The organism is Agathobaculum ammoniilyticum (genome assembly GCF_025567315.1).
Classification (GTDB): domain Bacteria; phylum Bacillota; class Clostridia; order Oscillospirales; family Butyricicoccaceae; genus Agathobaculum; species Agathobaculum ammoniilyticum.
Genome location: NZ_JAOQJE010000002.1, coordinates 95122 through 108246, shown reverse-complemented (window position 1 = coordinate 108246; position 13125 = coordinate 95122). Strand labels below are relative to the sequence as shown.

Here is a 13125-nt window from a genome sequence, read left to right as displayed (position 1 = left end):
GCGCCGCAAGTTTGAACCGAGATCATGCAGGATTTGGCATTATTGCAAACGGCGGCACAGGCGCGTGAGGCAGCTTTGCAGGCTGGGCGCGGCGGCATCAAACAGCACCTCTACCTCCGTGACGCCCACACGGAAATGATGCGGGTCATCGCAGGCCGCGGCAAACAGCCGCAGGCGTTCGTCCACCGGCAGCGTGGGATCGACACGAGCCTCCCTGATATCCGGCAGAGAGTGTTGAGCAGTATTATGCATGAATCCTCCCCCTTTTCTGGTATTATGTACCATAAGGAAGCTCTTTATTCCAAAAAAATTGTTGCAGACACAAATCCCTTGCGCATAGCCGCCCTTATGCAAGGTAAAATAGGGATAACACTTTGCTATATAGGGAGGATTTTGTATGACAAGCTACCATTTGACCGAGGAGCGCCTGTCGGCCTATACGCGTTATCTGCATGCCGAAGAGCGCAGCCCCGGCACAATCGAAAAATACCGACGGGATACTGAAGCCTTTTGCCGATGGTTGTCCGGCGCACCGGTGACCAGAGAGCAGATTGCAGCTTGGAAAGCATTTCTTTTATCCCAGCATTATGCGCCGACCACTATTAACTCCATGCTGGCAGCGCTCAACGGGCTGTTCCGCTTCCTTGGCTGGGACGAGTGCCGGGCGCGTTTCCTGAAGGTCCAGCGCCGCCTGTTCCGGGATGCCTCCCGCGAATTGACGCGTGTGGAGTACGACCGCCTGCTGGAGGCCGCACGCGCGCGCGGGCAGGAGCGGCTCGTCCTGCTGATGGAAACCATCTGTGCTACCGGTATCCGCGTCAGCGAGGTCAAATATATCACCGTGCAGGCTGCCCTGCAGGGACGCGCAGATATTTTCCTGAAAGGGAAAATCCGCACCATCCTTCTGCCCGGCAAGCTCTGCCGCAAGCTGCTCAAATACGCCAAAAAACAAAAAACCGTTTCCGGTGAGATCTTTCTCACAGGAAACGGGAACAGCCTGAGTCGCCGGCAGATCTGGGGGGAGATGAAGCGGCTTTGCAATTATGCAGGGGTGGAGCCCTCCAAGGTGTTCCCCCACAACTTCCGCCATCTGTTTGCCACCCTCTTTTACCGGGCTTCCAAGGACATTGTGCGGCTGGCCGACGTACTGGGGCATTCCAGCATCGAAACGACACGGATTTATCTTGTAACATCCGGTGCAGAATATGCCCGTCAGCTCAACCGGTTGGGACTCGTATCATAAAATAAACAAAATCAACATTTTGCCTTAAAGTACTTAAAAACCTTTTGACAGACCCTTACATTTTAAAAAAATTATACCATACCCATTTCTTAAAATGCAAGATATTTCCTGAAAATGGGCATAAAAAATAGGACCGCATTGCTGTATTTTTTTTGCGGTCAGATTTGTTATACCTCAAACTTTTTTAAACGGGGACATTCGTCCCCGTTTTTATTATTTATCCGAAAAGCAAGCAGAGGATTATAAACAAAATGTTGATTTCGTCCTGAAATATTAAAAGCCTGTAATTATATTTCGGACAAAATGTTGATTTTGTTTGCTTTGGAGGCGATGGGATGAGAGCAGAAGCATCGACAGCAATACAGCCATACAGTACACCCGTCCGGACGAATGCAACGGGCTTTCCCATTACGCTGTCGCAAATCGACGCCTACATAGGTTCTCTGCGGGACAACGGCCGTAAGCACGGTACGATACAGACCTATCATCGCAATCTGCTCCGCTTTTATCAGGACTTGCCGGAAGGAAAGCGCGTCATGCGGGATACCTTGGCCGCCTGGAGCGCCATTTTGCAGGATAAGGGATATACGCCCCGCACGATCAACGTGGCGCTTTCCGCGGCCAACAGCTTCCTGGATTTCCTTGGCCTACAGGACTGCCGCCACGTCAAAAATCTCAAACCCCCGTCGGACGAGGTGCAGCCCGAACTGAGCCGAAGCGAATACCTGCGTCTGCTCTCCGCGGCGCGGCTGCTGGGAAAAGAGCGGGCCTACCTGCTGATCAAGGTGTTCGCCTGTACCGGACTCGTCATGGGGGAACTGCCCAGTCTGACAGCCGAAGCTGTCCGGGACGGGCAGATCGTCCTCGCCGACAAGGGCGGCCGGCAAATCATGCGTATCCCGTCCTGCCTGCGCGGCGAGTTGCTCGACTATATCGGCCGTATGGATATCCGCAGCGGGCCGGTATTCGTCACCCGCAGCGGCAAGCATATCAACCGGACCGCCGTTGCCGCGCATATTCAGGGCCTGGCACACAATGCGCGGGTCCAACCAGAGAAATGCAATGCACGCTGCCTACACAAGCTGTACCAGACCACGCAGGAGAGCATCCAATCCAGTCTTGCCCTGCTCATGGAGCAGACCTATGAACGGCTTCTGGATACCGAACAGCTCTCCGTTGGCTGGAGCAGCGGGACTGAAAAAAGATAGCTGCACAGCAATCAGGGGATAAGCGATAGGACGCCGCGGTATTAAAAAAATCCGATGGACAGCCATTTAGCCATTTATACAGGAGAATGATTATGAAGTTTGCGGTAATCAGGAAAAAAAGGGCGGTCAGCGCGTTTTTGTCCGTCTGTATGACAGCTACGATGCTGCCGTTGGCACCGATCGCCTCAGCAATCGACGAAACAGCCCAGCCGCCCGACGTGCGCATCGGCTGGGCCGCGGCGGGTGCCGCTGAAAACGGTGTGGGTACTATCCGGCTAACCGCCGAACTGGGGCAAGAAAGCGTGGTGCAGTCCGCTGAGGTCCGTATCCGTCTGACCGCTGAAGAGGCCATGCTTTTGGACTGGGAGTCCAGCAGCCTCGCGGCGTTCGGCATTACACTTGAAAAACCGGGCACCGAGCCGAATGGAGCACACACGCCCGCTCCCGATGAGAACGGTGAGCCCGCTCCCGATGGAGGCGGTGAGCCCGCTCCCGATGGAGGCGGCGAACCCGCTCCCGATGAGAATGGTGAGCCCGTTCCCGATGGGGATGGCAAGCCCGCTCCCGATGAGAATGGTGAGCCCGTTCCCGATGGGGATGGCGAGCCCGCTCCCGATGAGAATGGTGAGCCCGTTCCCGATGGGGATGGCGAACCCGCTCCCGATGAGAATGGTGAGCCCGTTCCCGATGGGGATGGCGAGCCCGCTCCCGATGGAGGCGGTGAGCCCGCTCCCGACTCTGCGCCCAGTGCCGGCGACAACAGTCTGCCGCTGCTCGAACGGCTGTCCCTGCCGTTTAGCGCACTATTTACCCGATCGGACAGTGCAAACGACGATTACTTCCTTGTCTTTACGCTCAATACCGAAAACCGTCCGCAGATCGATCTGTCTTTGACTTTCCGCGCGCCGGAGGGCGGTACTGTCGCGGTTACGGAGGACGATATTACCGTTACCGTGCAACCGGAAACGGCCACGCCCAAGTTCAGCGTCACCACTGAAATGCTGGAAATCCCGCCGGCACAACCGGCCGCCGCGTGGGACTACGCGCTGACCGCCGTGGGCGGCGCGCCCTGCATTGTCTGGAGAGAGGGCTCAACGGAAAAGACGCTCTCCGATTTTTCGTTTCTTTTTACCGTCACCGAACCCGCTGCGGAGGAGGCCGCGCCCGCCCTTCTGTCCGAGGGGGAAACGCAGCCCTCGACCGCATCTTTCCAGTTGTCACTGCCCGATGGCATCTCCCCGCCGGAGCAGGCGCTGACGGTCGCGGCGCCTGACGGGACCCATCCCGCGTGGCGCATCCTGTCCGGCGAAACCGTGGTCGCGGAGCTGTCGTTCACCACCGAAGGGACGGCAAGCGTCCAAAGCGCGCAGTCAAACGGCGGCTCCCGCTCGCTCACGTTCACCCTGTCCTACCTGCCGCCGGCGTCTGAAATGCTTGAAGAACCGGAATACGGCAGCGGAGAGCCGGAAAGCGATGAAGAAGTAGCCCCCCTGCCCGGCGCCGACCCATCCTCCGACGTGGAAAACCAGCCGGACAGCGCGGGACCGGCTATGCCCGCCGTACGCGCTGCGCAGCCGGTCAATGTCTACACCTGTGCCATCGATTTTCGAGGCGCTGCATTCACGGTCAATACAAATGAGACGTCTGACTCCACGGCTGTCTCGTTGGCGGTGACCGGATTGACTGAAAACAGCACTGCGATCACCATACCGGAGGGGCTTATTCCAATCTCCCTGCCCCTGAGTGACACAACTGCTCCCGGCCAGCGGGCAGTCCATAAAAGCGAGCAGGTCACACAGGATATTTACTGGCGGGACAACAACGATGAAAGCAACAAACGCCCGGACGCCGGAGAGTATGGCTTCGGTGCAGGCCAGTACCGTCCCACGCTGCACTACACGCTGACGCCCTGCGACGCGGACGGTAATCCGCTTGCCGACTCGGCTACGTCCGAGCCGACCGAGCTTACCGCCGAGTCTTTGAAAGAGCTTGGCCTGAGCGAATGGCCGGACATCACCCCGACCTCCTCCGGCATTTCCATCGGTCTGCCGCAGATCGTTTCCGAGGATCTCGGCTATGGTGCCTATCGCTACTATCTGGTCGAGTGGACGCTCGCCCCGCCCGAATGGGACGGGTATTCGCTGGTCGAAGTGCAGAGCGGAGACGATGCATACCCCTCTGTGAATAATCAGCCCGGCTGGTACTATATGCTGCGCGACGAGTTCACCGTGCGGGTCAACCTGCGCTGGGGCGATCAGGGCGCGCCGGACGAGGAGGTGCAGACCCCCGCCCTGCTCGACCAGTTCCAGTTCCGGATAGAGTACGGCAATGCCGAACAGGTCTACCCCATCAAGGACCTTTTTGCACAATCCAACGCATCCTATACCCCGGAAGCGGATGACGAAGGCTCCTATACCCAGGTGACCATCGGCAACCTGTGGAAGTACAACATCGACGGTACGCCGATGACTTACCAGCTTGAGGAAATCGGCGCGGGCGACAGCGCGGACGGAAAGCTCAACAGCGGTGAGCTGGGCGGCGCGTTCGAGCTGGACGACGGCGACTGCTTCCAAATCTCCTATGACAACACCGGCGTTCCCAACCACGCTTCGGAAACCGGCGCGGTATACAGCGGCGGCCGGATTAACCTGACGCTGTCCGGCACAACCACTTATCAGGCCACCAAATGCTGGCTGGACTCTGAAACAAATGGTAAACTGGAAACCCGCCCTGACGCGGAATTCCAGCTCTGGCGCTACCGGCTGGATGAATCGGCCGAAAAATACGGCTCCAACAAGGCCTCGCCCGTGCGCTATGAGTCTGGCGAGCGCAAGGGCGAGATCGTGACGCTGGTGATCAGGGACGATACCGAACCGACTGCTGAAAGCTGCGGCAACGGCACGCATTACATGATTTTATTCACGGACGATTCCGGCGACCCGCTCAATCTGCCCAAATACGACCAGGACGGTTACGAGTACGTTTACGCGGTGCGTGAATATCTGGACGCTGGGCAGGGCGACGGAAGCTACGAGCAGAAGTTCGGCGAAATACAGAATGGCGACACGTTTGACGACACCCTGCCCGACGGGATTCCAAACCGCGCACCCACCGACGAATTTGTTTACGACAACGGCACGCTCTCCAACCGTCTGACCGGCACGACGAGCGCATCCGTGACCAAGGTATGGAAATCCGCGGCGTATCAGGCCGACTTTGAGAAGGTGGCCGTAGAGCTGACGTTACAGCGTACCACTACTGAAGGCAACTGGGAGAACGCCACCGACAGCGCAGGTAAGTCCATCACCCATGTGATGCACAGCTTTTTCGCGGAGCGGCTGAGCGACACCTATACCCAAAACGGCCTGCCCACCTATGACGCCCTGGGTGAAAAATACCAGTACCGATGGGTCGAAACCGCGGTCTACCAGGGGGAAGCCATAGCGGAGCTGGACGAGGGCGCCACGAAAGAGGAAATCCAGGCGGCGCTGGAACAGGCGAAGAGGCATGAAGTCACGCAGAGCGGGGACATCGCCAGCTTTGATCTTGTGCAGAAGCAGAGCGGCAGCGCTACATACGAAGAAGTGCATTATATCTCCGAAACCGCCACCGACGGGAACGGCACCACCATCACCAACCGGCCGGAAGAAACGATTGACTATACGGTGGTGAAAAGGTGGGAGGGTGGTGTAGCGCCACATCAGATCAACATTTACCTCTACCAGACCACTACCGGCGCTTTGGACAATAAGGCCTATGTCCACTTCCAGATGGATCAAAAAGATGGCATTTATCCCCTTCAACTCCCTAACGGGATCACAATTACAAAGCAAGGTGACTGGACCGACACGGAATGGACCGCCTTTGTGGCGGGGCTGCCTAAATTCGACGAGAACGGGCATGCCTACGAATATATCCTGCTGGAAGCAGGAGCAGACGGAGAGCAATCCTTCCCCACCTACGAAACAGAACGCCTCCCCAATGGTGATTACCGAACCACGGTAATCAACGGCAGGGGCCCCGGAAGCCGCGTTATGGTGCGCAAAATCTGGCAGGACGACGGCGACATACTCCACCGCGAGCCGGTCACTCTGCAGGCATACTATAAGGAAGCTGGGAGCGAACATCTGGCAAACACTCCCGTTGAGGGTGCCTCCATAACGCTGAAAGACAACGTTTGGCATGGATATATTGGCTTGCCGGCCGGCGTCAAAGCGGATGAGGTTTACATCGTGGAGACTGCTGTGGGAGACAGCAAAGTAGAACATGGCACAACCATCAGCTATAAGCAATTATATCAAACGGGAGCGCATGCTATCGGCAGCGGCAGCTCGATTTTCGAGGTCACCACGGATAACCACCGCTATCAGGTTACCTATGAGGAGGGTAGCATTAATCCCGCCGGCCAAGGTACCGGCGAACCGGTATTCGTTGTCACCAACCGTCGTCTGGGCAGTATCGACCTGACCGTAAGCAAAAAGTGGGTGGATGGCGACAGCGAGGATATTATGAACGCCATCTCGAAGGAATTGCAGGCCATTTATCAGGGCGGGCAAGGCCCCCGCCTTGCCCTCGCTTTCCGTCTGGTCTTTGCCGATGCGGACGCCGCAGCGGCCAACGGTTGGAAGATCACCTATGGCGGCACCCTGAGCGATGGAAATACGGTTTCGGTCGGCGGCGAAGCCGTGCCTATTTACTCAAAGTATGATGAAACGAGTGGTACCTACAGCAATCCTGCGTCCTCCGAACAGGCTATTATCGGAATCAATGAAAATGGCGAGGTTGAAATAAATACCAGCTGGAACTTTTACGGCCTGCCCAAATATGCCTCCGGCAGCGGCGGGATCGTGGCATATGATGTGGAAGAGCTCTGGCTCAATATGACGGACACCTCCTCCGACGGTACTCCGACGGTCGTCACCGATCTGAGCCAGTACAGCGAAACCCTCGCCGCGCTGTGGGCGGACTACCATCTTTCTACTACGCTGACATATCATGCAAATGTCGCCGGTCAGCATACCAGGGACACGCAAACCCTGGATGCCACCAATTACCGCTCGGATACCAAGTCGGTCACCTGGACCAAGGTCTGGATGGATGATTTTTCCTATACAAACGGTCAGCGGCCGGACATTTATCTGGATATTTACAGCGTATCGCATGTGCCGGACGGCAGCGGCGGCTATCAGGAGCGGATATCGGTTGTGCAGAAAAATTACCGCTGGACCGCAAGCTCCGCATCCAGCATCGACGCGTTGGCAGACAGCACCATCTGGACCGTTACCCTGCCTGATATGCCGATGTACGACCAGTACGGCTTTGAAATCAAATATTACGCGGTCGAGCGCACGCAGGTGCAGGCCGGGGACTATGATTATCAGGCCGTACAGTATTCATATGATAAGGATGGCGATGGCAGCATCACGCCCGAAACGGAATACCTCGGCAACCGCGATGCACCCAATGGTAACGCCACAGCCGAGTATGTGCTGGATCTGGCGGACACCGAAAAATGGGAAGGCGGGCAGCTTCCCGCCGGCCTTGCCGGCATCGGCCCCTTTGCGGAGGGCGGCACGCCCCGATACGCGCTGCGCAACGGAGGCACATTCACCAACACGCTTTCCGCGAACTATGTCATTGCGGGAAAAAAGCTGTGGGAGAACATGCCTTCCGGCTGGCTTACCGCTACGGACACGGAACTGCCGGAGGTAACGTTCAATGTATACCGGTACTTGAGCGGACAAGTGCCGTCGGACGGGACACTGGACGAGAAAAATCGGGTCGCCTCGCTGACGATTCCGCCAGATGCTTGGCCGCTCCTGAAAAACGGCAGCTATTACCCGTTCCAAATCGACCATCTCGGTGATACCACGCTCCAAGTAACAGACAACGGAGTTCAGTATGTCTATGAACCAGGGGCAGATACGCTCCCCCGTTATGATGAACAAGGCCGCCTGTACACCTATCGGGTGGTTGAGCGCATCGACTGGTCGGATACGGACGCCGGCAATGCAACCGGCGAGGTCTTTACCTCAAAGCAGGACGCGAACTTCACATTCACCAACACCTATCAGCCCGATACGGGCGCGCTGCGGGTGAAAAAGCTGCTCTCCCTGCCTGCGGATACCGGCGCGGATACCGGCGGCTTCCCATCCGTGACGTTCCGGCTCACGCGAGCTTATCAGGGCAGTTCCCAGGAGAGTGTTACAGATACCCGTTTCTCTGTTTCCTCCACCATATCGAGCGGCCAGGTGCAACAGGCTTTCAATGCTGCTAAGGAGGAGGAGCCCAATGCCGATCCTGTCGTGTTTGCGCTGTGCGCGGATTTTAAGGATTTGCCCCTGTATGCCCCCAACGGCTCGCGGTATACCTATACTGTGAAAGAAGATGAACTGAAAGGGTATACGACGTATGCGCAGGCAGGGGATGTATCAGGTACATCCGCTTTCGGGGATGAACACAAAACAGATCACGTCAGCAGCCTGTGGCCGGAACAGCTTACAGATACGGGTACTGAGCCGCTGGCCAAGGCCACATTCTATAACGTATGGCAGGAAAACCCCAGCGGGCAGAGCGACCAGGTCACGCTGACCGGCGTCAAGGCATGGGCTGACTATGACGACCTGATGCATACCCGCCCAGATATGCCGACCGATTTAATCGGCGGTTCCCCTGACGACCCCCTCGGCCTGACGGTTTCGCGTCAGGTTTCGGGCGAAAGCGGCTGGCATGAACTGATACGCGGCACGGATTATACCATCCAATATGAAAAAGGAAACGACAACCAGTGGAGATTCACCATTCAGGGCGCTAATAACAGCGGCGAGCTGAAGCGCTACGCCACCAGCGGCAAGGCCTGGAGATACCGTGTAACGGAAAAGGTGGAAAACGGCATGCTGCAACAGACGCAGTACAGCCCTACGAACGGCACCGGAAGCTGGCGGACGAGCGATTCCGCGGACGGCAGCGGCGTTATTGATCTTGGCAGCGTGACCAACTCCATCTATGCCAACGCGCGTTTCCAGAAGCAATGGACGGATGCTGACGATCAACCGATCACCGAGGACTACTTGGACTTTGATCTGACCGTGAAATTCAAGCTGCAGGTTTCTGCAAACGGCGGCGCATGGCAGGATGCGGACACTTACTTTTCCGCGAGCGGCGGCCTTGGCTTGGACGCGAGCGCAATCCAAAAGATACGGGAGACTGTCAGGCTGTCAAACGCGCAAGGGGTTGCTGGAGAGCCATTCTCCGCGCAGATCACCGGGAGAATTGACGACTCACTTTGGAAAAACGGCGGCGCGTTCACCGGCCTGCCCAGAACGCTTACAATAAGTGGCCAGTCCGTCTCCTTTACTTACCGCGTGGTGGAAACCGAAGTCTCTTACGGCGGGATTGTGCAGCAGATCGGCGCTGTTGGACAGGATAACCACTACACAGGGATCGGCGAAGGCCTGGTCACCGGTGCGCTGCTGAACGTTTCCGGCACGGCTGTTACCACCAGCACAACCACCAACCGACTTTCTTCTACCAGCCTTACCCTTAAAAAGGTATGGGAGGACGAGAATAACCGCTACAACAGCCGCCCCAACCCCTCGGGCGAAGCCATGGACTGGGAGGCATGGTTCCTCGTCCAGCGCACTACGGACAGTGAATACTGGGAAATCGTCGATCTGATCCGGCTCTACGGCCATAACACGGAGCAGGACGGCGACCATTGGAGCGAAACGCTTTCCGGTCTGCCTACCGCAGATTTTACAGGTGGCGGCTCCCCCTATACCTATCGGGTGTGCGAGCTGCAGCCCAATACGGACGGATATACGCTGGATATGCTGAAAGGTATGGACGAAACCGCGCTGTCCGGCATCATGGTCAAGGATGGCGGTACGTTCCAGTCCGGCAACAACGACTATACCACATCCTACCGGCAGGAGCAGAAGGTCTGGACAGTGACCAATACGCTCAAGACGAAGGTGCCGGAACGCGGTAAGCTTACCGTGCGGGCGGAAAAGGTCTGGCGGCCCGAGACGCCAGACGATGCCAGCGTGACGCTGGTTCTTCAGCGCAGCGTAGACGGGGGCGGCTGGACAGACCTGCAAACCGCTGTCCTGAATGCGGAAAGCAGCTGGTTAGTGGTCTGGGATAACCTGCCTGCTTATGACGGCGGCAGCCTCGTTTCCTATCAGGTGACTGAGCGGAACGCCACGCCGGATTACGTCGCCCTGGAAATCCAGAAGGACGAGCAGACCGTGGGAGATACGCAAACCATTTCCTACACCTTTACCAACGTGGAGCCGATGTCCTTTACAGTGACGAAAAAGTGGAATCCGACAGATTCCGCACCCGAGGCTGCGGAAGTTTCGGCTGGCCTGTACCGCACCACGGATGCGGCGCAGATCAATTCGACCGACCCTGCCAACCGCGTGCCGGTTCAGGAGAATACGCCCGACGGCGCCTATCGCACTGTAACGTTAAACGCAGATAATCAGTGGGCGCAAACGTTTACCGGCCTGCCCAAGTGCGACAAGGGCGGAACGACGTATCACTACTATGCCCTTGAGCTGGACGGGGATGGTAAGCCCATCGCACCCCACGGCGGCGGCGTGTACGGCGGCGGCCGCTTCCACGTGGACTACGATAATCTTGACCCCGCGAAAACCGTTATTACCAATACGCCGTCTATCCGCATTTCCGGCACAAAGACATGGAAGGACAACGGCAACGCATATGGCACCCGTCCGGACAGCCTGACGCTGACGCTACAGCGCACGACTGCCTCCGCCCCGGCCGATGGGGATTGGGAAACGGTCCTCGTGGGCGGACAGCCCCTCGCACCGGTGTGGAGCGGCACGGATACCGACCAGTGGACATACGCCTATGCCGACCTGCCCAAGTACGATGCGGATGGGAATCTGTATACCTACCGGGTGACCGAGACTGTGCCGGAGGGCTACAAGGAAGCAAATAACGGCAACGGCGATAACAACCGCAGCTTTACCAACACCCTGTCCGGAACGGTAAGCATCCAGGGCCGGAAGGTCTGGGAGGGCGGCGCGGCAAGCGAAGCGCCCGCGCTTACACTCGAACGGCGGGCGGCCAGCACGCAGGAAGAGTGGGAGGCTGTACCGGACGCGAATCCAGTCTGGAATCCCGACCGGACAGCCTTTACCTACACCGGCCTGCCCAAGTTCGACAGCCGCATCCGTCTGTACGAATACCGCGTCCGTGAGGCCGTGCCGGAGGGCTACGATGTGTACTACGCCGCTGGCAGCGCAGCCGACGAGACACAGCATACCGGCAAGCCGGCCAGTGTGGACGGGCTGCAGATCACCAACATCCGGCGCGGCGGGCTGACCGTCGCCAAGGAGGTAACGGGCAGCCGCGGCGACCACATGCAGGCGTTTGACTTCTCTGCCACGTTCACCCTGCCGGACGGGTTCTCGGAACACAACACAGCGCCCACGGTCAGCTGGTCCAAAACGGACGGTACCACAGGTACGGCTTCCTTTGATAGCAGCGGCAAGGCTGCGGTTTCCTTCACCCTGAAAGCGGACGAATCCATCACCTTTACCAACCTGCCCGGCAACACCGGCTATGCGGTCACGGAAACCAACGCATACGGCCACAGCCAGAGCAGCCAGAACGCGATCAACGCCATCGCCCCCGGCGAAACCGAACAGGCGCGCTTTACCAACCACCGCAGCGGCGGCGGCACGACCACCACCACGGTCACGGTGTCCGGCCAGAAGCGCTGGTCGGGCGATACCGAGGACGAGCGGCCGGGCAGCGTCATTGTCATCCTCTATGCCGATGGCGAAGAGATCGGCCGACAGACAGTCACCGCGGCAGATAGCTGGCGGTACCGCTTCCCCGACCTGCCCAAGTACGACAACGGCCGCGAGATCCAGTATACCGTGCGCGAGCAGGTGCCGGAGGGTTATACGCCAACATACAGCGGCTATGATATCACCAATACCCGCACGGATGCTTCGCTCGCCGCGCTGCGCGTCACCAAGGCCGTGACCGGCACGGAGGGCGAAACCAGCCGCGACTTCCATTTTGTCGTCACGCTGGGCAGCGCGTCGGTCAACGGCGATTACGGCGGCATGACGTTTGTGGGCGGTATAGCCCGGTTTACGCTGCGGGACGGGCAATCGATCACCGCTTCCGGCCTGCCGGTGGGCGTATCCTATCAGGTGTCCGAGACCGAAGCCGGCAGCGACGGCTACACGACCACCTGCACGGGTGAAACCGGCACGTTGGCGAGCGGCGCCACAGCTACTGCATCCTTTGTTAACCAAAAGGGCGAAACGCTTCCGGAAGAGCCGGTCGAGCCAGATGAGCCCACCGACCCGAATGATCCGGACAGCTCCGAAGATCCGCACGGTCCGGACCGCCCGGGCGGTTCCGGCGAACCCGGCCAGACGGACACCGATGGCGGGTCCGATCTGCCCGTCGCCCCCAGCGAGGGCGGCGCAGTGCGCACGGCAGATAATTTCAATCTGCCGCTTTACGCTTCGATGCTGCTCCTGTTTACACTCGGCTTGGCCGCAACTCTGTATCTTGGCCGGCCGCGGCGCGGCGGCAAACATGTCAAGCGCCGGTAAGCCGCAGCGTGGCAAAACCAGATACAGGAAAACGGGGAGGGACGCTGATGCGTCCCTCCCCGTTCTG

At 58.4% G+C, this 13125-nt stretch carries 4 protein-coding genes; 3 read left to right on the top strand and 1 reads right to left on the bottom strand.

The window, feature by feature from the left end; all coding sequences use genetic code 11:
• Positions 1-39 precede the first annotated feature (39 nt).
• A complete protein-coding gene (locus OCV66_RS03040) occupies positions 40-252 on the bottom strand; it encodes a DUF6870 family protein (RefSeq protein ID WP_147573763.1) in 213 nt (70 codons plus the stop codon).
• A gap of 145 nt (positions 253-397) precedes the next feature.
• Between OCV66_RS03040 and OCV66_RS03035 the strand changes: the two genes are divergently transcribed.
• The 3 genes from OCV66_RS03035 to OCV66_RS03025 all read left to right on the top strand — a co-directional run bounded on the left by OCV66_RS03035 (position 398) and on the right by OCV66_RS03025 (position 13058).
• Positions 398-1243, top strand: coding sequence for a tyrosine-type recombinase/integrase (locus OCV66_RS03035; RefSeq protein ID WP_147573762.1), 846 nt, complete (start codon positions 398-400; stop codon positions 1241-1243).
• A 335-nt stretch (positions 1244-1578) separates the two neighbouring features.
• Positions 1579-2451, top strand: a complete 873-nt coding sequence (locus OCV66_RS03030; protein ID WP_147573761.1) for a tyrosine-type recombinase/integrase — start codon at positions 1579-1581, stop codon at positions 2449-2451.
• A 92-nt stretch (positions 2452-2543) separates the two neighbouring features.
• On the top strand, positions 2544-13058 hold the full coding sequence (locus OCV66_RS03025) for a Cna B-type domain-containing protein (protein ID WP_147573760.1): 10515 nt from the start codon (positions 2544-2546) through the stop codon (positions 13056-13058).
• Positions 13059-13125 lie beyond the last annotated feature (67 nt).